Source organism: Amycolatopsis sp. cmx-4-61 (assembly GCF_046548775.1).
In the GTDB taxonomy this organism is placed as follows: Bacteria; Actinomycetota; Actinomycetes; order Mycobacteriales; family Pseudonocardiaceae; genus Amycolatopsis.
This window is the reverse complement of sequence record NZ_JAEBEI010000002.1, coordinates 151,138-171,197: the sequence shown is the minus strand read 5'-3', so window position 1 is coordinate 171,197 and position 20,060 is coordinate 151,138. Positions and strand designations below refer to the sequence as shown.

General features: G+C 73.3%; 18 protein-coding genes and 1 pseudogene. 12 read left to right on the top strand and 7 right to left on the bottom strand.

Translation table 11 applies throughout. From position 1 onward, the window contains the following. Positions 1-20: 20 nt before the first annotated feature. Positions 21-3,020 carry an ATP-binding protein gene (locus tag ACLJOU_RS09290; protein WP_410565174.1) on the bottom strand — a complete coding sequence of 1,000 codons (3,000 nt, stop codon included), beginning with the start codon at positions 3,018-3,020 and terminating at the stop codon, positions 21-23. A 185-nt stretch (positions 3,021-3,205) separates the two neighbouring features. Beyond that, positions 3,206-4,332: pseudogene (locus ACLJOU_RS09285) on the bottom strand (epoxide hydrolase family protein). Positions 4,333-4,394: 62 nt separating this feature from the next. Here ACLJOU_RS09285 and ACLJOU_RS09280 point away from each other — a divergent pair. From ACLJOU_RS09280 to ACLJOU_RS09250, 7 genes are all read left to right on the top strand, one after another. Continuing rightward, complete coding sequence (locus tag ACLJOU_RS09280) at positions 4,395-5,363, top strand: helix-turn-helix transcriptional regulator (RefSeq protein ID WP_410565171.1); 969 nt, start codon at positions 4,395-4,397, stop codon at positions 5,361-5,363. 59 nt (positions 5,364-5,422) lie between these two features. Continuing rightward, entirely contained in the window at positions 5,423-6,640 is a 1,218-nt protein-coding gene (locus ACLJOU_RS09275; RefSeq protein WP_410566665.1) for an ROK family protein, read from the top strand. A 102-nt stretch (positions 6,641-6,742) separates the two neighbouring features. After that, the gene (locus ACLJOU_RS09270; protein WP_410565168.1) at positions 6,743-7,762 is read left to right on the top strand and encodes an ABC transporter substrate-binding protein; all 1,020 of its coding nucleotides are present in this window, start codon (positions 6,743-6,745) and stop codon (positions 7,760-7,762) included. Beyond that, a complete protein-coding gene (locus tag ACLJOU_RS09265) occupies positions 7,759-8,532 on the top strand; it encodes an ABC transporter ATP-binding protein (RefSeq protein ID WP_410565166.1) in 774 nt (257 codons plus the stop codon). The genes ACLJOU_RS09270 and ACLJOU_RS09265 overlap by 4 nt, the downstream gene beginning before the upstream one ends. After that, positions 8,529-9,371, top strand: coding sequence for an ABC transporter permease (locus tag ACLJOU_RS09260; RefSeq protein ID WP_410565165.1), 843 nt, complete (start codon positions 8,529-8,531; stop codon positions 9,369-9,371). The genes ACLJOU_RS09265 and ACLJOU_RS09260 overlap by 4 nt, the downstream gene beginning before the upstream one ends. Next, entirely contained in the window at positions 9,368-10,681 is a 1,314-nt protein-coding gene (locus ACLJOU_RS09255) for an LLM class flavin-dependent oxidoreductase (protein WP_410565163.1), read from the top strand. The genes ACLJOU_RS09260 and ACLJOU_RS09255 overlap by 4 nt, the downstream gene beginning before the upstream one ends. Next, on the top strand, positions 10,678-11,574 hold the full coding sequence (locus ACLJOU_RS09250; RefSeq protein ID WP_410565161.1) for a TauD/TfdA dioxygenase family protein: 897 nt from the start codon (positions 10,678-10,680) through the stop codon (positions 11,572-11,574). The genes ACLJOU_RS09255 and ACLJOU_RS09250 overlap by 4 nt, the downstream gene beginning before the upstream one ends. Before the next feature lie 49 nt (positions 11,575-11,623). On the opposite strand, the gene ACLJOU_RS09245 is transcribed toward ACLJOU_RS09250, so the two are convergent. Continuing rightward, a complete protein-coding gene (locus tag ACLJOU_RS09245; protein WP_410565159.1) occupies positions 11,624-12,811 on the bottom strand; it encodes an amidohydrolase in 1,188 nt (395 codons plus the stop codon). Positions 12,812-12,889: 78 nt separating this feature from the next. Between ACLJOU_RS09245 and ACLJOU_RS09240 the strand changes: the two genes are divergently transcribed. Continuing rightward, a complete protein-coding gene (locus ACLJOU_RS09240; RefSeq protein WP_410565156.1) occupies positions 12,890-14,350 on the top strand; it encodes an aminotransferase class I/II-fold pyridoxal phosphate-dependent enzyme in 1,461 nt (486 codons plus the stop codon). Positions 14,351-14,407: 57 nt separating this feature from the next. On the opposite strand, the gene ACLJOU_RS09235 is transcribed toward ACLJOU_RS09240, so the two are convergent. After that, the gene (locus ACLJOU_RS09235; RefSeq protein WP_364247404.1) at positions 14,408-14,887 is read right to left on the bottom strand and encodes a hemerythrin domain-containing protein; all 480 of its coding nucleotides are present in this window, start codon (positions 14,885-14,887) and stop codon (positions 14,408-14,410) included. Between the two features lie 148 nt (positions 14,888-15,035). Between ACLJOU_RS09235 and ACLJOU_RS09230 the strand changes: the two genes are divergently transcribed. After that, a complete protein-coding gene (locus tag ACLJOU_RS09230; protein WP_410565153.1) occupies positions 15,036-16,130 on the top strand; it encodes a glutamate--cysteine ligase in 1,095 nt (364 codons plus the stop codon). Here the strand turns inward: ACLJOU_RS09230 and ACLJOU_RS09225 are convergent. Further along, complete coding sequence (locus ACLJOU_RS09225; protein WP_410565151.1) at positions 16,127-16,522, bottom strand: STAS domain-containing protein; 396 nt, start codon at positions 16,520-16,522, stop codon at positions 16,127-16,129. The genes ACLJOU_RS09230 and ACLJOU_RS09225 overlap by 4 nt on opposite strands. 106 nt (positions 16,523-16,628) lie before the next feature. On the opposite strand from ACLJOU_RS09225, the gene ACLJOU_RS09220 reads away from it, so the two are divergent. Beyond that, positions 16,629-17,762, top strand: coding sequence for a glutamate--cysteine ligase (locus ACLJOU_RS09220; RefSeq protein ID WP_410565149.1), 1,134 nt, complete (start codon positions 16,629-16,631; stop codon positions 17,760-17,762). Positions 17,763-17,770: 8 nt separating this feature from the next. After that, positions 17,771-18,766 (top strand): iron-containing redox enzyme family protein, encoded by a 996-nt coding sequence (locus ACLJOU_RS09215; RefSeq protein ID WP_410565147.1) that lies wholly within the window; start codon positions 17,771-17,773, stop codon positions 18,764-18,766. 42 nt (positions 18,767-18,808) lie between these two features. Here the strand turns inward: ACLJOU_RS09215 and ACLJOU_RS09210 are convergent, their stop codons facing one another. Beyond that, complete coding sequence (locus ACLJOU_RS09210) at positions 18,809-19,021, bottom strand: CDGSH iron-sulfur domain-containing protein (protein ID WP_410565144.1); 213 nt, start codon at positions 19,019-19,021, stop codon at positions 18,809-18,811. Further along, the gene (locus tag ACLJOU_RS09205) at positions 19,008-19,727 is read right to left on the bottom strand and encodes a methyltransferase (RefSeq protein ID WP_410565142.1); all 720 of its coding nucleotides are present in this window, start codon (positions 19,725-19,727) and stop codon (positions 19,008-19,010) included. Before ACLJOU_RS09205 ends, ACLJOU_RS09210 begins: the two co-directional genes overlap by 14 nt. Positions 19,728-19,882: 155 nt before the next feature. Between ACLJOU_RS09205 and ACLJOU_RS09200 the strand changes: the two genes are divergently transcribed. Continuing rightward, positions 19,883-20,044: a hypothetical protein gene (locus tag ACLJOU_RS09200; RefSeq protein WP_410565139.1), complete on the top strand. Its 162-nt coding sequence runs from the start codon at positions 19,883-19,885 to the stop codon at positions 20,042-20,044. The last annotated feature ends 16 nt before the right edge of the window (positions 20,045-20,060 follow it).

Below are 20,060 nucleotides of genomic sequence, written 5' to 3'. Positions count from 1 at the left end.
TGGCCGCCGCCGCTGACCGCTCACGAACCGAGCGCGAACCGCCGCTGACCGGCCTCCTCGACCGCCTGCTCGGGCGGCGTTTCCCGGCCGCGCTCGAACGCCTTGCGGTAGGCGTCGGCCCCGATGCGCGCCCGGACGTGCCCGGCCACCCCGGCGACGTCGGCGTCCCCGGTCACCGGCGCACCGCGCAGCCCTTCCGCGACGCCGAGGAGGAACGCCGCCCGCTCGGCCTCCTCGCGTGCGGCGAGCACCCCCGCCAGCCCTTCGATCGCCTGGGCCGCGCCGGGCAGGTTCGTGTGTTCCAGCGCCGTGGCGAGCGCCTCCTGGTGCAGGTCGGTCGCCTCGGCCAGGCGGCCCTCGGCGACCGCGGTCCAGCCGAAGCCGACGTGGATGCGGATCCGCGTCTCGCCGCCGGTCACCGGGTCGGCGGCCAGCCGGAGGGCCGCGGTGTACCAGCGCCGGGCCGCGGCCAGGTCGCCCGCGCGCCGGGCGATCTCCCCCAGCCCGCCGCGGGCCCGGGCGAGCGTCACCGGGGTCCCGGCCGCGCGCGCCTGCTCGGCGGCGGCTTCGTAGTCGGCTTTCGCGGCTTCGGCGTCTCCCTGCCGCAGGATGCCGTCGGCCCGGCGGCAGAGCAGGTCGGCCGCGTCTTCGGTGGCGCCGAGCTCGCCGGCCAGCCGCACGGACTCGTCCATCAGCTCGCGGAACCGCGCGTGGTCGCCGCGCCAGTCGGCGAACTCCGCGAGCTTATCCAGCGCACTGGCCGCACCCCAGCGGTCGCCGAGGGCGCGGAACGCCTCGAGTGACGCCGCGAAGTGCGCTTCGGCTTCGGCGATCCGGCCGCCGTACTGTGCGCCGAGGCCGTCGCCGATGCGGGCGAACGCCCGCGACCACGCGTCGGGACCGATCAGCGCGGCCAGCCGCTCGCCTTCCTTCGCCTTGGCACGCGGGGAAAACGCCCACAGCAGGAAGAGGTACGGGTACCGCAACGGCCCGTCGAGCCGCCGCAGGATCGGCTCGATCTCGACGTCGGTGTCCGACGCCTGGAGCACGCCCAAGACGTACTCCTCGGCCAGCCCGGGCGGAGGCTCGGGACCGAGGGCGGCGAGCACGGTGTCCGCGATCGGTGGCACCTCGCTGCGCAGGCCGCGCAGCCACCAGTACCAGGACAGCGCGGCGATGAGCCGCAACGCGGTCTCCGGGTCTTCGGTGGCGCTCCAGTGCAGGGCCGCCTGCAGGTCGGCGTGTTCGGCGGTCAGCTCGGCCAGTGCGTTCAGCTGGCCGGCGCCGCGCAGCTTCGGCTCGCGGGCCGAAGCGAAGTCGAGGAAGTACCGCGCGTGCGCCGCCCGCCGGTCTTCGCCCTGCTCGGCGCAGAACGCGCGGATCGTTTCCAGCATCCGGTACCGGCCGCCGGTGAACTCGACGAAGGACTTCTCGACGAGCCCGGTGAGCACGGCGTCGGGGACCTCGCAGACGCGTTCGACGGCGGCCGGCCGCGCACCGCCGGCGAACACCGCGAACCGGCCCGCCAGCAGCCGTTCGCCGGGGTCGAGCAGGTCCCAGCTCCACTCGACGACGCCGCGGAGGGTCCGGTGCCGCGGCTCCGCGGTCCGGTCGCCGCGCGAAAGCAGCCCGAAGCGGTCGCCGAGGCGGCCGGCGACGTCGTCGGCGGACAGCGAGCGCAGCCGCGCGGCGGCGAGCTCGATGGCCAGCGGAAGGCCGTCGAGGGCGGCGCAGATGCGGGTCACCGCGCCCGGGGCGGGTGCCTCGCCGGGGGCGACGGCCGCGGCCCGGGCGGTGAACAGGCGCTCCGCGGCGTCGGCGGGCAGCGCGCCGACCGGGATCAGCGTCTCGCCGGTCAGGCCGAGCGCCTCCCGGCTGGTGGCCAGCACGCGCAGGCCGGCGCACTCCCCCAGCAGGCGCCGCACCAGCCGCGCGGCCGCGGCGACGACGTGTTCGCAGTTGTCGAGGACCAGCAGCAGCGGCCGGTCGGCCAGCCCGGCCGCGAGGCGGTCGGCCGGATCCGCGGCCGCGCCCGGGGTCAGCACCCCCTGTTCCCGCAGGCCCAGTGCGGCCAGGACCGCACGCGGAACGTCGGTGGCGGTCGCGAGTTCGACGAAGCAGACCTCGCCCACCGCCCGGGCCGCGGCTTCGACGGCGAGCCGCGTCTTGCCGGCGCCGCCCGGCCCGGTGAGCGTGACGAGCCGGGCGCCGCCCAGGGCCGCGGTGAGCCGGTCGAGTTCGGCGCGGCCGACGAACGCGGTGAGCGGCACCGGCACCCGGCGCGCTGGAGCCGGAGCCGCGGCTCGGAGGACTGCGGTGTGGGCGGCCACGAGCTCCGGCGACGGGTCGGCGCCGAGCTCGTCGGCGAGGCGTTCCCGGATCCCGGCGAACACCGCGAGGGCTTCGGCGGACCGGCCGCTGCCGTGCAGGGCCCGGACGAGCTGGGTGGTGATGCGCTCGCGCAGCGGGTGCTCGGCGGCGAGCTCCCGCAGTTCGGCGACGAGCCGCTCGTGGTGGCCGAGCGCGAGCCCGGCTTCGACGCGGTCTTCGGTCGCGGCCAGCCGCAGTTCCGCCAGCCGGGCCGCGCGCGGTGGATCGGCGAGCCCGTCGAGCGCGGGCCCCCGCCACAGCGCGAGTGCTTCGGTGAGCAGCTCGAATTTCGCCGCCGGATCGGGGGTTTCCCGCGCTTGCGCGGTGAGGCGTTCGAAGCGGTGGACGTCGACGTCCTGCGGGTCGACGGCCAGCCGGTACCCGGCGGCGGTGAATTCGACGAGGCCGTCGGGCGCGCCGCCGTCCCGCAGCCGCCGCCGCAGCCGCGAGACCTGGGACTGCAGCGCCTCGGCGGCCCCCTCGGGCGGGTACTCGCCGTGCAGCCCGTCGATGAGCCGTTCGGCGCTGACGAAGCGCCCGGCGTCGAGCGCGAGCAAGGCGAGCAGGCCCCGCAGCTGCGGCCCGCCGAGCGCGACCGGGGTCCCATCGGGACGGCGGGCTTCGACCGGCCCGAGGATGGCGAACAACACGCGCCGATTCTGACCCAGCGCGGCGGTTTCGGAGTCGGTTTCCGGGTGATCCGGCCCGACCGCTCCCTACGCCGAGCAACTCCGGCAGCCGGTCACCCTCCCCCGGTGCCTTCCGGACACGGCGCACCGGGCCCGGCCGAGCGTGCCGCCGTTGACGACCGCGCCCCGGCCCGGCGCGTCGACCCTCACGACCGCAGACCCCGGAAGAACGCCCGGATGTCGGCCACCAGGAGCTCGGGCGTCTCCATGGCCGCGAAGTGGCCGCCTTCGGTGAAGTCCGACCAGTGCGCGATCTTCTCGTCGGGATCCATGATCCGCCGGACCACCGGCGACGTGTCGAACACCGCCCAGCCGGCCGGGACGTCCGACGGCGCCAGCCAACCGTGGGCCGAGTGGGCGGCCTCGTACAGGAACCGGGCCGCGGTCGCGCCGCTGCGGGTGAACCAGTAGAGGCTCACGTTCGTCAGGAGCCGGTCGCGGTCGATGCCGTCCGGGCCGCTCCACGCTTCGAACTTCTCCGCGATCCACGCCAGCTGGCCGACCGGGGAGTCGGTGAGCGCGGCCGCGATCGTCTCGGGCCGGTGGGTCTGCAGGTCGAGGTAGCCGCGATCGGCGCGCCACGCTTCGCGGGCGGCGTCCAATTCGGACTGCTCGGCCGCGGTCAGGCCGTCCGGCAGCGGCAGCTGCTCGCCGGCCAACGCGATCGTGCCGCGGTCGCTGGTGACGTGCGTGCCGAGCACCCGGTCCGGGTGGACGGCCGCGAGCCGGCCGGTCACCCCGCGCCGAGGTCACCGCCCTGCGCGGCGAACCGGGGGTAGCCGAGCCGGGTCATCAGCTCGGCGAACGCGTCGGTGGTGCGGGCCAGTTCCCAGCCGGGGCCGCTCAGCGGCGTCGAAAACCCGAATCCGGGCACCGACGGGACGACGACGTGGAAGGCGTCCGGGCCCGGCTCGGTCAGCGGGCCGATGACGTCGAGGAATTCGGCGACCGAGCTCGGGTAGCCGTGGGTGAGCAGCAGCGGCACCGCGTCCTCCTGGGCCGACCGGACGTGCAGGAAGTGGATGGTCTGCCCGTCGATCACGGTCGTGAACTGCGGGAACGCGTTGAGCGCCGCCTCCTGGGCCCGCCAGTCGTAGCCGTCGCGCCAGTACTCGGCGAGCGCCTGCACCGCCGACGTCGGGATGCCGCGGGACCAGTCCGGCTCGTCGCCGGGCACGGGGTCGGCGAACCGGGCCGAGGTGAGCCGCCGGTGCAGGTCGGCCAGCTCGGCCCGGGGGACGTCGATGCGGAAGGGGCGGATTTCGTTCGTCATGAGCGGCAAGCTATGCGGGATTGCGGAAGACTCTCTTCCGCGTTTCGTGCGATCCTCCGAAAATGTTGCAGACCTCCGCTCGCCTCCTGCGGCTGCTGTCACTGCTCGAAGCCCGGCGCGACTGGACCGGCGCCGACCTCGCCGGTCGCCTCGGCGTCACTGCGCGCACGGTCCGCAGCGACATCGGCAAGCTGCGGGAGCTCGGTTACCCGGTCGAGGCCGCGCCCGGTGTCCGGGGCGGCTACCGGCTGGGCGCGGGCGCGCAGCTCCCGCCGTTGCTGTTGGACGACGACGAAGCGGTGGCCGTCGCGGTCGGGCTGCGGACGGCGGCGGGGGTCGCCGGCATCGCCGAGACGTCGGTGCGCGCGCTGGCCAAGCTCGAGCAGGTGCTGCCGTCGCGGCTGCGGCACCGCGTGCAGGCCCTGCAGGCGGCGACGGTCGCGGTGCCCGGCGCCGGTCCGGCCGTCGACGCCGACGTGCTGACCGCGATCGCGGCGGCGATCCGGGCGAGCGAACGGCTGCGCTTCGACTACACGAGCCACCAGGGGACGCCGAGCCGTCGCGAGGTCGAACCGCACCGGCTGGTCAGCTGGGGACGGCGCTGGTACCTCGTCGCCTGGGACGCCGCCCGTGCCGGCTGGCGCACCTTCCGCGTCGACCGGATGACGCCGAAGGTGCCCAACGGCCCCCGGTTCGCCCTGCGGGAGCCGCCGGAGGGCGATGTCGCGCGGTTCGTCCAGCGCAGCGCGGGCGCGGCGACCTGGCGCTTCCACGCCCGGGTGCGGCTGCACGCACCGGTGGAGCACGTCCGGGCCCGGCTGCCGATCGCGGTCGAGGTGACACCCGAAGGCCCGGACCGCTGCGTCGCCGAGGTCGGATCCGACCACGCGCAGCTGCTCGGGCTGTACCTCGGACTGCTCGAAGTGGACTTCGAGGTGCTCGACGCACCGGACCTCGCCGCGGAACTGGCCAGGACCGGCGAACGGTTCCTGCGGGCGGCGAACGCCGGGCGGCCGCCGGCTCCCGGCTGATCGCCGCCCGCATGCTGGGCGCACTGGGCGAGCGCCGGTTCGTCTGCCACGATCGGGCGGTGACGAGCCGGGCGAAAAGTCCACACAGGACGGACGCGCGCGGGGGCCGGCGCAGCGCCAGTGCCAGCGCCGTCCTGCGGGCGGTGCTCGACGACGGCCCGATCGCGCGCAGCACCATCGCGCGGCGGACCGGGCTGTCCGCGGCCGCGGTCACCGGACACACCGCCGAACTGGCCCGGCTGGGACTGCTGCGCGAGCTCCCGGAAACCCAGGCACCCAAAAGCGTCGGACGGCCGCACGTGCCGGTCGACCTCGACACCGGGCGGTACGTCGCCGGTGCCCTGCACATCGCCGTGCACCACGCCACCGTCGCCCTGCTCGACCTGCGTGGGAAAGTGCTGGTGCAGCACGAAGAACCGCACGACGGGCTGGCCGCGGAAGACCTGCTCGCCCGCGCCGCCGAGATCTTCGACGACCTCCTGCTCGGCCACGCCCCGGACCGCGAGCCGCTCGGCCTCGGCGTCGCCACCGGCGGCTGGGTCGACCGGGAGTCCGGCACCGTGGTCGAACACCCGCTGCTGGGCTGGCGGAACGTGCCGGTCCGGGACCTGCTGGCCGGCAGCACCGGGCTGGCCGTGGAGGTCGACGGGCACGCGCGGGCGCTGGTGCACGCCGAACGGCTCTTCGGGCACCCGCGGGCCCGCGACAGCGTCGTGCAGCTGTTCACCGGCAACGTCGTCGACGCCGCGTTCGCCACCGGCGAAGGAGTGCACCACGGCCCGCGCTCGGCCGCGGGGGCCGTCGCGCACGTGCGGGTCGACGGCAGCACCGAGCCGTGCCGGTGCGGACGCACCGGCTGCCTGGAAGCGGCCGTTTCCGAAGCGACGCTCGCGCGAAAGGCCGCGGAAAACGGGCTGATCGCGTACCCGGACTTCCCGGAATTGCTCGAACTGGCCGCACACGGCAATTCCGCGGCCGTGGCGATGTTCCACGAGCGCGCCCGGCTCGTCGGCCAGGCGGCGGCCCTCCTGCTCGACGTCCTCAACCCGGCCGTGCTCGTGGTGGTCGACCGGAGTGTAGCCCGGGTGCCCGGCTGCCTTCCCACCATCCGGGAGGAGGTCCGCGAGCGGTCCCGCTGTCCCGATCCGGCGGAAACCGTTGTGGGCACGAGTTTCCCGGGAACCGAGCTGGCCACCGCCGGCGGCGCGGTGCTCCTGGACGTCCTCTACGAAGACCCGCTCGGTCCGCTTCCCACGCGGTGGCCGCACGCTTCGTGAAGCAGCGGAGTTATTTCACGAACTCGCAAAATTGACCGTCCGTCCGGGTGCTGCGAAGAATTGCTGCCATCCCCACCGACTCCCGGAACGGACGAACCCACCGTGAAGAAAACCCTGCCCCTGCTCGCCGCCGCCCTGGTCCTGCTGGCCGGCTGCGCTTCGGCGACGGCCACCGGTGCGCCCGGGCAACCGGAGAAGCTCGAACTGCGCTACCAGGGCAACGCCAACGCCGTCACCCTGCCCGAACTCGCCGAAGACCTGGGCTACTTCGGCCCGGTCAAGCTCAAGTGGGTCGGCAACACGATCAGCGGCCCGCAGGACATCCAGTCGGCGGCCACCGACCAGACCGACTTCGGCGGCGCCTTCACCGGCGCGGTCGTCAAGCTGGTCGAAGCCGGCGCCCCGGTCAAGGCGGTCGTCAACTACTACGGCTCCGACGACAAGGCGTTCATCGGCTTCTACACCAGGGAAGACAGCCCGATCCGGACCGCCCGCGACCTGATCGGCAAGAAGGTCGGCGTCAACACGGCCGGGGCGAACCTCGAGGCCGCCCTCGACACCTGGCTGAAGGGACAGGGCCTGTCCGACGACGAGATCAAGCAGGTGCAGCTCGTCGTGATCCCGCCGGTGAACGCCGAACAGGCGCTGCGCAACGGCCAGCTCGACGTCGCCGCGCTGCAGGGCATCCTGCAGGACCACGCCGTCGCCGCCGGTGGCGTCCGCCCGCTGTTCACCGACGTCGGCGCGTTCGGGCCCTACAACGGCGGCCCGTACGTCCTGCGCGCCGACTTCATCAAGAAGTACCCGGAGACGACGAAGATCTTCGTCTCCGCGGTGGCACGGGCGATCGAGTGGGAACGCACCACCCCGCGGGACGAAGTGATCGCGCGCTTCACGAAAATCATCAAAGCCCGCGGCCGCAACGAAAACACCGACACGCTCAAGTACTGGAAGAGCGTCGGCATCACCCGCGGCGGCCTGATTTCCGACGCGGACTACACCCGCTGGGAGCCGTGGCTGAAGCAGGAGGGCTACCTCAAGCACGACCGGATCGACACGGCGAAGCTCTACACCAACGAGTTCAACCCCTACCGCGACGGCGCCCCGGCGGTGACCAAGTGATCGGCATCCGTTCGGTGACCAAGACGTTCGGCGCACTGACCGCGCTCGACGACGTCTCCCTCGACATCGCCGACGGCACGTTCCTGTCGCTGGTCGGCCCCAGCGGCTCGGGCAAGTCGACGCTGCTCGACCTGCTGGGCGGGTTGACCACGCCGACGTCGGGCGAGGTGCTCATCGACGGCCAGCCGGTCCGCGGCCCGGGGCTGGACCGCGGCGTCGTCTTCCAGCAGTACGCGCTGTTCCCGTGGCGCACCGCCCGCGCCAACGTCGAGTTCGGCCTCGAAGGCGGGCCGCTCGGCAAGCGGCAGCGGGCGGAGCGAGCTCGCGAATACCTCGCCCTCGTCGGGTTGTCCGGCTTCGAGGACCGCTACCCGCACGAGCTGTCCGGCGGGATGAAGCAGCGGGTGGCGATCGCCCGCAGCCTCGCCTACGACCCGGCCGTGCTGCTGATGGACGAGCCGTTCGCCGCGCTCGACGCGCAGACCCGCGAACAGCTGCAGGAGGAGCTGCTGCGGATCTGGCGCCGCACCGGCAAGACGATCGTGTTCATCACCCACGGCATCGACGAAGCCGTCTACCTGGGACAGCGGGTCGCGGTGCTGACGTCCCGGCCCGGCAGGCTCAAGGCCGTCGTCGACGTCGATCTCGGCGACCGCACGGGTGACGTGCGCTCCGGCGCGGCGTTCGGGCGGCAGCGCCACCGGCTCTGGGAACTGCTGCACGACGAGGTCCGCAAAGCGGCCGAACACGAACGGAGCGCGGCCCGATGACCACCACCCTCGACGCACCATCCGTCCACATCGGACCGGCGGCCCCGCCGCCGCGGCCCCGGCGCTGGCGGACGCGGCTCACCCGCGCGGTGCACGCGTCCGCCGCGGTCGTCCTGTTCGTGCTGCTGTGGGAGCTGGTCCCCCGGTTCGTCCTCGACGAGAGCACGCGGACGTTCCTGCCGCCGCTGTCGGAAGACCTGCAGGCGCTGGGGGACCTCGCCCTCGACGGCGAGCTGGCCGACCACCTGCTGGCCTCCGTCGGGCGCTCCGCGGCGGGGTTCGCCGTGGCCGTGGCCGTCGCGGTCCCCCTGGGCCTGCTGATCGGCTGGTACCGGCCGGTCGCGCGGTTCCTGCAGCCGCTGCTGGAGCTCGCCCGCAACACCGCCGCGCTGGCCCTGCTGCCGGTGTTCACGCTGCTGCTGGGCATCGGCGAGCTGTCGAAGGTCAGCCTGGTGGTCTACGCCTGCGTGTGGCCGGTGCTGCTCAACACGATCGCCGGCGTCAACACGGTCGACCCGCTGCTGGTCAAGGCGGCCCGCTCGCTGGGGCTGTCCAGCCCGCGGCTGTTCCGGAAGGTGATCCTGCCCTCGGCGGTGCCGACGGTGTTCACCGGCATCCGGATGGCGGCGTCGTACTCGATCCTGGTGCTGGTGGCCGCGGAGATGGTCGGCGCGAAGGCCGGGCTCGGCTACCTCATCAACACGAGCCAGGTGAACTTCCAGATCCAGCAGATGTACGCCGGGATCATCGCGGTCTCGGTGCTCGGCGTGCTCGTCAACGCCGGCTTCGTCGGCCTCGAACGGCGGTTTTCCACCTGGCGCCCCAAGGAGAAACCATGATGCACCTCAACGCGTTCGTGATGCCGAACGGCCACCACGAAGCCGCGTGGCGGCACCCCTCGACCGACCCGCACCGGGCCCGGACGCTGCAGCACTACGTCGACATCGCCCGGACCGCCGAGCGCGGCAAGCTCGACTCGATCTTCCTCGCCGACGGCGTCGCCCTGTGGGGCAACGTCAGGCACAACTCCCACAGCCACTTCGAACCGCTGACGCTGCTTTCGGCGCTCGCCGCTTCGACAGTCCACATCGGACTGATCGCGACGGCCTCGACGACCTACAACGAGCCCTACCACCTGGCCCGGAAGTTCGCCTCGCTCGACCACCTCTCCGGCGGCCGCGCGGGCTGGAACATCGTCACCTCCGCGGGCATCGACGAGGCCCGCAACTTCAACCTCGCCAAGCGCCCGTCGCACGACGCACGCTACGACCGGGCCGAGGAGTTCGTCGAGGTGGTCAAGAAGCTGTGGGACAGCTGGGACGACGACGCGGCGGTCGTCGACCGGGCCGCCGGGGTCTACGCCGACACCGACCGGATCCGCGCGATCACCCACGACGGACCGCACTTCCGGGTGCGGGGACCGCTGAACATCGAACGCCCGGTACAGGGTCACCCGCTGCTCGTGCAGGCCGGCTCGTCGGAAACCGGCAAGGAGTACGCGGCCCGGCACGCCGAAGCCGTGTTCACCGCGCAGCAGACGTTCGCCGAAGGCAAGGCGTTCTACGACGACGTCAAGAGCCGGCTCGCGAAGTACGGCCGCACCCCGGACGAAATCAAGATCCTGCCCGGGATCTCGCCGATCCTCGGCCGCACCGAAGCCGAGGCGCGCGGACGCGAGGCCGAGCTGAACGCGCTGATCACCCCGGACTACGGGCTGCGGCAGCTGTCGAAGATGCTCGACCACGACGTCACCGGCTACCCGCTGGACGGGCCGCTGCCCGACGTCGGCAGCTTCACCGAGGGCGGCCAGAGCCGGTTCGACCTGGTCGTCGGCCTGGCCCGGCGCGAGGACCTGACCATCCGGCAGCTGCTCGAACGGCTGGCGGGCGGCCGCGGGCACCGGGTCTTCGCCGGCACGCCGGTCCAGGTCGCCGACGAACTGGAGGCGTGGTTCACCGGCGGCGCCGCCGACGGCTTCAACGTCATGCCGCCCACCCTGCCCGGCGGGCTCGACGACTTCGTCGACCTCGTCGTCCCGGAGCTGCAGCGGCGCGGGCTGTTCCGCACCGAGTACTCCGGCCCCACCTTGCGCGAGCACTACGGCCTCGCGCGGCCGGTCAACCGCAACCGAGTGAAGGAGCCCGCATGACCACCATCGGTACCGACGTCCGCAAGCTGACCGGGAGGATCGGCGCCGAGATCGTCGGCTTCGACCCGGCCGGTGGCCTCGACGCGACGCAGGTGGCGTTCCTGGCCGACGCCCTGCACGAGCACAAGGCCCTGGTGTTCCGGAACGTCCGGCTCGACGACGAGGGCCAGCAGCGGTTCGCGGCGCACTTCGGCGAGCTGACCAAGGCCCACCCGACCGTGCCCGCCGTCGAGGGCGCGCCGACGATCCTGCCCGTCGACAGCGAGCAGGGCCGCGCCAACCACTGGCACACCGACGTCACCTTCGTCCTGAACCCGCCGAAGGCGAGCACGCTGCGCAGCCTGGTGGTGCCGCCCTACGGCGGGGAGACGCTGATCGCCAACGCCGCCGCGGCCTACCGCGACCTGCCGGCACCGCTGCGGGCGTTCGCCGACACGCTGCGGGCGGTGCACACCAACGACTACGACTACGTCCAGCCGCCGGAGACGGTCGACGAGAAGGAGCAGGCCCGACGGGCGCAGTTCGTCTCGCGGAAGTACCGGACCGTGCACCCGGTGGTCCGGGTGCACCCGGTGACCGGCGAGCGCGGCCTGTTCATCGGCGGGTTCGCCCAGCGGATCGAGGGCCTCTCGGTGAGCGAATCCCGGGACCTGCTGCGGCTGCTGCAGTCCTACGTCACCCGGCCGGAGAACGTCGTGCGGGTGGCGTGGGAGCCGGACCAGCTGGTCCTGTTCGACAACCGGATCACCCAGCACTACGCGATCGACAACTACGACGGCCTGCCGCGGCGGCTCAACCGCGTCACCGTGGCCGGCGACATCCCCGCCGGCATCGACGGGCGGCCGAGTGAGTCGCTCGAAGGGGACGCGTCGCACTACACGCCGGTGGCGTGACGCGACAGCCGGTGCCGGAGACCGCTCCGGCACCGGCTGTCGCGTCCGGTCACCGCCGGTTCCGGGCCTGGTCCCGGAAGCAGTCCCACGCGCGGCTGACCAGCGCGGGATGCGTCCGCAGGTCGATCACCGTCCGCGCCAGCGCCGCCGCCGAGGCCAGCATGGCCGCCCGGCCGCGCGGGCCGGCCGCCGCTTCGGCGAATTCCGGCGTGTGGTCCGACATCTCCTCCGCCGTGATGGCCACGAACGGGTGGATCGCCGGGACGCGGACGCTGACGTCGCCGATGTCCGACGACCCCAGGAAGACCCCCGGCGCGGGCGGGGTCGCGTGGATGCCGCAGGCCGCCAGGTGCTCGGTGAACCGCTCGGACAGCACCGGGTTGTCGCGGAAGTGCGCGTACCCGCGGCCGAGGCGTTCGACGTCGACCTTCGCCCCGGTCGCCAGCGCCGCCCCCTGCGCGCACGTCGTCACGTCCTCGACCAGGCGGTCCAGTCTGTCCGTGGTCAGCGCGCGGAGCCCGAAGCGGCCTTCGGCGCGGTCCGGGACGATGTTCGTCGCCTCGCCGCCGTGGGTGATGATGCCCTGGACGTGCGAGCCGGCCGGCAGGCGCTGGCGCAGCGCGGAGACCGCGCCGAACGCTTGGATCAGGGCGGCGAGGGCGTCGACGCCCTGTTCCGGGTCGCCGGTCGGGTGCGCGGCCCGGCCGTGGAACGTCACCTTCACTTCCACCTGCGCGGTCAGCGGCGCCCACGACCACGAGTGGACGCCGGGGTGGACCATCAGGGCCGCGTCGACGTCGTCGAAGACCCCCGCCTCGGCCATCGCGACCTTGCCGCCGCCGCGCTCCTCCGCCGGCGTGCCCACGGCGAGCAGCGAGCCCCGCTCGTCCCCCAGGACGTCCTTGGCGGCCAGCGCGGCGCCCAGGCCGGCCGCGGCGATCAGGTTGTGCCCGCAGGCGTGCCCCAGGCCCGGCAGCGCGTCGTACTCGAGCAGCAGCGCGACGCACGGCCGCCCCTGCCCGGCCCGGGCGACGAACGCCGTGGGGAGCCCGGCGACCCCGGTCTCGACCTCGAAGCCGTCGGCGGCCAGTTCCCCGGTGAGCCGTTCGGCGGCGGCGTGCTCCTCATAGGACAGTTCCGGCCGTTCGTGCAGCGCGGTGGCGACGGCCCACAGCCGCTCGTCCAGGTGCTCGATGCGCTCGTCGGCCCGCTCGTGCAGCTCCTCGTGCCACTCCATGCCTTCCGGGATACCCCAACCACCGACGGTCATGCCACCGGGTGTTTCGCGCGGGCGCCCTCCGGCTATTCCGGCGCCATGGACCACAGCAAGGCACCAGTGCTCGAGGCGCTGAGCGACTACCACCGCACCGGCTACGTCCCGTACAACGCGCCCGGCCACAAGCAGGGCCGGGGCGTCGACCCGCGGGTGCTCGAGGTGGTCGGCGCGGGCGTGTTCGAGTCCGACGTCATCTCGCTCAACGGCCTCGACGACCGGCTGATGCGGCACGGGGTGCTCTCGAGCGCCCAGGAGTTGATGGCCGACGCCGTCGGCGCCGAGCACACCTTCTTCTCCACGTGCGGCAGCTCCCTGTCGGTGAAGAGCGCGATGCTGGCCGTCGCCGGGCCGCACGAGAAGCTGCTGGTGCCCCGGCACGTCCACAAGTCGGTGATCTCCGGGCTGATCGTCAGCGGCGTCCGGCCGGTGTGGGTGCGGCCGCACTGGGACGCCGAGCGGCACCTGAGCCACCCGCCGGGCGTCCGGGAGTTCGCCGAGGCCTACGAGCGCGACCCCGATGTCAAGGGAGCGCTCGTGGTGACCCCGACCGACTACGGCACGGGCGGCGACCTGCGCGCGATCGCCGAGTGGTGCCACGAACACGACCTCCCGCTGATCGTCGACGAGGCCTGGGGCGCGCACCTGCCGTTCCACGACGGCCTGCCACCGTGGGGTATGAACGTCGGCGCCGACGTCTGCGTCACGAGCGTGCACAAGATGGGGGCCGCGGTCGAGCAGAGCTCGGTCTTCCACCTGCAGGGCGACCGCGTCGACCCGAACGTCCTCAAAGCACGCGAGGACCTGCTCGGCACGACCAGCGCGAGCTGCCTGGTCTACGCGGCCCTCGACGGCTGGCGCCGGCAGATGGTCGAGCAGGGCCAGGAACTCCTCGGGGGCGCGCTGACGCTCGTGAAGTCGGTGCGCGGCCGGCTGGGCGAGCTGGGCGTGACGGTGATGCACGACGAGTTCCTCGGCCCGGACCTCGCCGATTCGGTCGACCCGCTGAAGGTCGTGCTCGACCTCGACCCGCTGGGGATCAGCGGCTACCAGGCAGCCGACTGGCTGCGCGAGCAGCAGCGCGTCACCGTCGGCCTGGCCGACCACCGCCGGATCGTGGCGCAGTTCAACCACTCCGACGACGAGAAGACGGCGGGCACGCTGGTCGACGCGATCGACGCGCTCGTGAAGGCCGCGCCCTCGTTCGAAAAGCCGCCGAGGGTGGACCTGCCGTCGCCGCAGGACATGGAACTGGAAACGGCGATGCTGCCGCGCGACGCGTTCTTCGGCCCGGCCGAACAGGTCCCGGTCGCCGAGGCGGCGGGCCGGATCGCGGCGGAGATGATCACACCCTACCCGCCGGGCGCGCCCGGCGTGCTGCCCGGCGAGGTGCTCACCCGGCCGATGCTCGACTACCTGCGCAGCGGGCTCGGCGCCGGCATGCTGCTGCCGGACCCGGCCGATTCGGAACTGAAGTCCATCCGGGTCGTCGCGAAGCACTGACGGCGAAAGGGCGGGCACTTCCCCGGGGAAGTGCCCGCCCTTCGCGTGGTCCGGTGTTCAGGCCTTGGCGCTCTTGAGCTCCAGCGGGTTCTTGGGCGCCTTCGAGCGGGCGTCGATCATCCGCTGCCCCAGTTCCTGCAGCTGCTTGCGGCCCATCGCCGAGCGGACCTCGGGGAACCACTCGTCCTCTTCTTCTTCGACGTGGTGGCGGACGTTCTCGGTGAGGACCGTGACCTTCGCGTCGAAGGTCTCCTCCTTCGGGTCCATACCGAGCAGCTCCGAGAGCATCCACACCACCACGTGGTGCTCTTCCACGCTTTCCAGGACGTGGTCCTTCGTCTCCGGCACGGCTTCACGCGCCGCGGGGTAGAAGATCTCTTCTTCGATGTAGGCGTGGACGGTCAGCTCTTCGATGATCGAATCGGCGATCCGGCGCTTCTCGTCGTACGCGTCCTCGCCCGCCTTCTCGAATTGCTTGAACAGCTTCTCCACCGTCTTGTGGTCGTTCTTGAGCAGCACGATCGCGTCGGTCGACATCCATGTCCTCCGGGGGTGGCCAGGTCTCGCAGGGCGACCTGGACGTAACTCGATGACACCCCGGATACCCGTTCACCGCGGGGAGAAACGCGTTTGCCGGAACCGCCGTCCGGGTATCCAGGCGGTCCCCGACCCCAGGAGAACACCGGTGAACCAACCCACGGGCGACGTGCTGACGTTCGGCATCGAAGAGGAGTTCTTCGTCGTCGACCGCCGCGGCCACCTGTCCCAGGCCGGCGACGACGTCGTCGACGCGGCCGAAGCCGCCGGCGACGAGCAAGGCGAACTGCAGCACGAACTCACGCGTCACCAGGCCGAGGCGGCCACCGACGTCTGCCGCACCCACGCCGAAGCCCTGCGCCAGCTGCGCGGCCTGCGCGGAGACCTCGACGGCGCCGCCCGGCGGCGCGGGTTCCGCGTGCTGCCCGCCGCGTCCCCGCTGCTGTTCGAGGAGAACCCGCCCGTCATCACGCCGAATCCGCGCTACGAGCGGATGGCCGAGCACTTCGGCGCCACCGCGCGGACGTCGCTGACGTGCGGCTGCCACGTGCACGTGGCGATCCCGGACAAGGAAACCGGCGTCCAGGTGCTGAACTGGATCCGGCCGTGGCTGCCCGCGCTGCTCACGGTGACCGCCAACTCGGCGATCTCCGACGGCTACGACACCGGCTACTGCAGCTGGCGCTACCAGCAGTGGAGCCGGTGGCCGTCGGCCGGGCCTCCGCCGCGGTTCGCGTCGCTGGACGAGTACGAAAGCATCGTCGACGGCTGGCTGCGCGCGGGCTCGATCCTCGACCGCGGGATGATCTACTGGGACGTCCGGCTTTCGGACAGGCAGCCGACGCTGGAGTTCCGCATCGCCGACGTCGCCGCGACGCCGGAGGACGCGGTGCTGCTGGGCGTGCTGGCCCGCGGCCTGGTCGCCACCGCGCTCGCCGACGGCTCGCCCGCACCGCACCTGTCGAACGAGGTGCTGCGAGGGCAGCTCTGGCGAGCCTCGCGGGAAGGCGTGACCGGCTCCTGCCCGCACCCGAAGACCGGCGATCCGGAACCGACGAAGGCGGTCCTCGACGATTTGGTCGCGCTGTCGGCGTCCGCGCTGGACGCGGCCGGAGATCTCGACTTCGCCCGGGAAGGAATTGCGCGGCTCGCGGCCGAAGGCGGCGGCGCCGACCGGCAACGACGCCGGTTCGCGGAACGGAACCGGGCCGAGGACGTCGTCGACCTGCTGACCGGCGCCTAACGGCCGCTGCCGTGGAGGCGCCCGAGCAGGTCGAGCGCCCGGAGCGCCGCCCGCGATCCGCCGGGGTCGACGACCAGGTGGATCGCGGCGGCTTCGGCGTGCCGCTGCGCCCGCAGCAGCACCCGCAGGCCCGCGGCACCGAAGAACCGGACCTGGCCGAGGTCGACCCGCAGGACGCCGGGACGGGCGCGGACGTGTTCGTCCAGGACTTCCGCCAGCCGGGCCACCGTGCACAGGTCGACTTCGCCGGCGACCTCCACCACGACCGCCTCCGGGCTCTTGCACCGGATCCGGCTCTGCAGCTCGCCGTCGGCCGGGGCACGCGGTGCAGGCAGCCGCCGCGTCGCCGGGGAAACCGCCCCGGTGCCACCCAGCCGCTCGTGAGTCGTCATCTGCCCGAAGTACCCGCAGCGGGCGCGCGGCGAAACAAGGCACGGGCCCGGGGGCATTTCCGCCGCGGGAGCGGGTAACCGCAGCCCGTCCGGAAGGAGCCCGCCCATGTCCGACGGCCCGCCCACGATGGGTGTCGAAGAGGAGTTCCTCCTCGTGAACCCCCGCACCGGGCACGTATCGCCGTGCGCGGAACCGGTACTGGCCCGGTACCGCCACCACGGCCCGCTGCCCGACGGCGTCGCGGCGACCCGCGAGCTGCGGCTCACGCAGATCGAGACCGTCACCGGCGTCTGCACCACCGCCGGCGAGCTCCGCCACCAGCTGACCGCCGCGCGCCGGGTGCTGGCCGGCGCCGCGGCGGCCGAAGACTGTGCGCTGCTGGCCACCGGGACGCCGGTCGGGCCGGGCCCGGCCGCGCCGCCGCCCGCGAGCACCGGCCGCTACGCCGAGATCGACGCGGCCTACGGCGCGGTCGTCGCCGACTACGAGGCCTGCGGGTGCCACGTCCACGTCGGGGTGCCCGATCCCGACACCGCGGTGGCCGTCGTCAACCACCTCGGCCGGTGGCTGCCCACGCTGCTCGCGCTGTCGGCCAATTCGCCGTTCGACCGCGGGCGGGACACCGGTTACGACAGCTGGCGGATGGTCCTGCAGTCCCGCTTCCCCGGCTCCGGCGTGGCCCCCTACCTGCGCGGGCACGCCGAGTACCGCCGGGCGATCGAGACGCTCGTGGACTGCGGCGCGCTGGTCGACCCGGACCAGACGTTCTGGCTGGCCCGGCCGTCCGGCCGGTTCCCCACGGTCGAGTTCCGGGTCGCCGACACGGCGCTGACCGTCGACCACGCCGTGCTGCAGGCCCTGGTGAGCCGGGCGCTGGTGCAGCGGGCGCTCGCCGACCTCGCCGAAGGCCGGGAAGCCACGCCGCTGTCCCCGCAGGTGGCCGCGGCAGCCGTGTGGACCGCGGCGCGCCACGGCCTCGGCGGGCAGCTGGTGGACGCCGAGGCCGAGACGCGGCGGCCCGCGTGGACCCTCGTCGACGAGCTGTTGACGCACGTCAGAGAGCCGCTGGAGGACAGCGGGGACCTGGCCGAGGTCCAGAAGCTCGTCGAGGCGGTGCGGACCGGCGGGACGGGGGCGGCGCAGCAGCGCGCGGTCGCCGACCACGAGACGGCGGCCGCGGTGCGGTGGCTCACGGCGGCGACCGTGCCCGCGGCGCATGGAACGCTGCTCACCGGGTAGCCGGGAACATGACGACTTCCACCACTGCCCGGGTGGCCACCCTGCCGGCCGCCCGGGGCCCGCTCTCGGAGTCGGTGCTGTCCACACTGCTGCGGGCCCACCCGAAGGCGGACCTGGACTTCGACGGCCTCGCGGACGCCGACCCATTCGGCGACGACCTCCAGCTGGCTCTGCACCTGTGCTACGAACTGCACTACCAGGGCCTGCCGGGCGTGTCCGCCGACTGGGAGTGGGACCCGGAGCTCCTGCGCCTGCGCGGCGCCCTGGAGGCGCGCTTCCTGGCCGCGCTGCGCGACAACGTGGCCGGCGGCGACGACGTCACGGCCGAACTGGATGCCCTGCTCGTCGAGCCGATCGACGCCGAAGGGGTTTCGCACTTCCTGCGCGACCACGGCGACTGGACGCAGGTGCGCGAGTACTTCACCCACCGCTCGATCTACCACCACAAGGAAGCCGATCCGCACGCGTGGGTGATCCCGCGGCTGCGCGGGCGCGCCAAGGCCGCGCTGGTGGCGGTGGAGTTCGACGAGTTCGGCGGCGGCCGCGCGGAGCTCATGCACGCGCGCCTCTACGTCGACCTGCTGCGGGCGGCCGGGCTGCCCGACGGCTACCTGGAACTCATCGACCGGGTTCCGGCCACGATGCTGGCCGTGGTCAACATGATGTCGCTGTTCGGCCTGCACCGGTCCCTGCGCGGCGCACTGTGCGGCCACTTCGCGGCGGCGGAGATCACCACGGCACCGTCGGCCCAGCGGATGGACCAGGCCCTGCGCCGCCTGGAGGCGCCCGAAGCGTGCCGGTTCTTCTACACCGAGCACATCGAAGCCGACGCGGTCCACGAGCAGGTCATGCGCCACGACGTGCTGGGCGACCTGCTGGACCAGGAGCCCGAGCTGGCCGCCGACATCGTGTTCGGCATCCAGGCGACCGAATTCCTGGAGGGCCGCTTCGGGGAGCAGCTGCTGAACAGCTGGCGGGCCGGGAAGTCGTCCCTCCGGCCCTGACGTACGGAGGGCCTCCCGGCGCACCCGGGAGGCCCGTCGGCGTCAGTCGTCCGACTGCGTGCGGACGCGTTTGCGGTGGCTGGTGTCGCAGAACGGGAACCGCTTGCTCCGCCGGCACGCGCAGACGGCCACGACGAACCGGTCCGACCGCACGAGCTCGCCGTCGGGCGTGCACAGCTCGACCGGCCCTTCCACCAGAACCGGACCACCGGGGACCACGGTCACCCGGCGGGGACCACGGTCAGCGATCGGCACGGAGCACCACCAGCTCTTCCGTCCGCTGGCCCGGCTCGATCAGCCCGGCCGACTCCAGGAACTCCGTCCGTCCGGAAAGGACCGGCCCGAACGGGATCCGGGCACGGCGAACCACCGAAGCGCGCAGTCCCTCGGCCCCCAGCAGGTCCAGTGACTTGTCCACATCGGCCAGTGCCGACTGCACGAGCAGCATCGAGCCCCCCGGGCGCAGGAGCGTGCCGGCGGCGGCGCACAGCGGGTCCAGCAGGGACCGGCCGTCCGGGCCCGCGTCCCAGCCGCGGGTGGCGCGGACCGTCGGCGCCGGGGACGGCACGTACGGCGGGTTGGCGACGACGACGTCGAACGGGCCTTCGCGCAGCGCACGGGCGAGACCGCCGCGGCACGGGTGCACGGCGAGCTGCCGGACCAGCGCGTTCAGCCGCGCCGACGCCAGCGCCCGGCGCGAAAGATCCATCGCCACCACGGTTCCCGCGCCGCGCCGGGCCAGCGTGATCGCCTGCGCGCCGGTGCCGGTGCACAGGTCGAGGGCGCGCGCCCCGCGCGGGATCACCAGCTCGGCGATCGCCGACGCGAGCAGGGCGGTGTCCTCCTGCGGGCGGTAGACGCCGGGCAGCCGCAGCATCCGCGGCGCCGCGGGCACGGGCTGGTGGACGACGGACCGGGCGGCCAAGGGGCCCGGGCGGACGGGTTCCGCCGACGTGGTCATCTGGGTCTCCTTCACCTCACCGCGGTCCCGGCGCGATCGCCGGCGTCAACCGCGTCGAAATCGGGCTTACCCGGCGATCACCGCGGCAAACCCCCGCGGTTGAGCCGCGGGCGGCGGGGTATCCGTCGTGGAAGGACCGTGAAGGAGGGACGAGAATGACCGAAGAGCGCACGCAGCACCCGACCGACCCCGCCGAAGGCCCCCGTGGCGACGACCCGCACGGCGACACGCCGGAGGCCCAGCGCGAGACCCTCCGCGGCGAGCAGGGCACCTCGAGCGGGAACGAGCACGACGACAGCGACCCGCAGTCGGGCTGAGCGAAACCGGAGCGGG

Excerpts from the sequence above, each read along its gene's own strand:
- ACLJOU_RS09280 (WP_410565171.1), top strand. The coding sequence starts at position 4,395 with ATGTTGCAGACCTCCGCTCGCCTCCTGCGGCTGCTGTCACTGCTCGAA.
- ACLJOU_RS09260 (WP_410565165.1), top strand. The coding sequence starts at position 8,529 with ATGACCACCACCCTCGACGCACCATCCGTCCACATCGGACCGGCGGCC.
- ACLJOU_RS09255 (WP_410565163.1), top strand. The coding sequence starts at position 9,368 with ATGATGCACCTCAACGCGTTCGTGATGCCGAACGGCCACCACGAAGCC.
- ACLJOU_RS09250 (WP_410565161.1), top strand. The coding sequence starts at position 10,678 with ATGACCACCATCGGTACCGACGTCCGCAAGCTGACCGGGAGGATCGGC.
- ACLJOU_RS09245 (WP_410565159.1), bottom strand. The coding sequence starts at position 12,811 with ATGGAGTGGCACGAGGAGCTGCACGAGCGGGCCGACGAGCGCATCGAG.
- ACLJOU_RS09240 (WP_410565156.1), top strand. The coding sequence starts at position 12,890 with ATGGACCACAGCAAGGCACCAGTGCTCGAGGCGCTGAGCGACTACCAC.
- ACLJOU_RS09235 (WP_364247404.1), bottom strand. The coding sequence starts at position 14,887 with ATGTCGACCGACGCGATCGTGCTGCTCAAGAACGACCACAAGACGGTG.
- ACLJOU_RS09225 (WP_410565151.1), bottom strand. The coding sequence starts at position 16,522 with ATGACGACTCACGAGCGGCTGGGTGGCACCGGGGCGGTTTCCCCGGCG.
- ACLJOU_RS09220 (WP_410565149.1), top strand. The coding sequence starts at position 16,629 with ATGTCCGACGGCCCGCCCACGATGGGTGTCGAAGAGGAGTTCCTCCTC.
- ACLJOU_RS09215 (WP_410565147.1), top strand. The coding sequence starts at position 17,771 with ATGACGACTTCCACCACTGCCCGGGTGGCCACCCTGCCGGCCGCCCGG.
- ACLJOU_RS09205 (WP_410565142.1), bottom strand. The coding sequence starts at position 19,727 with ATGACCACGTCGGCGGAACCCGTCCGCCCGGGCCCCTTGGCCGCCCGG.
- ACLJOU_RS09200 (WP_410565139.1), top strand. The coding sequence starts at position 19,883 with ATGACCGAAGAGCGCACGCAGCACCCGACCGACCCCGCCGAAGGCCCC.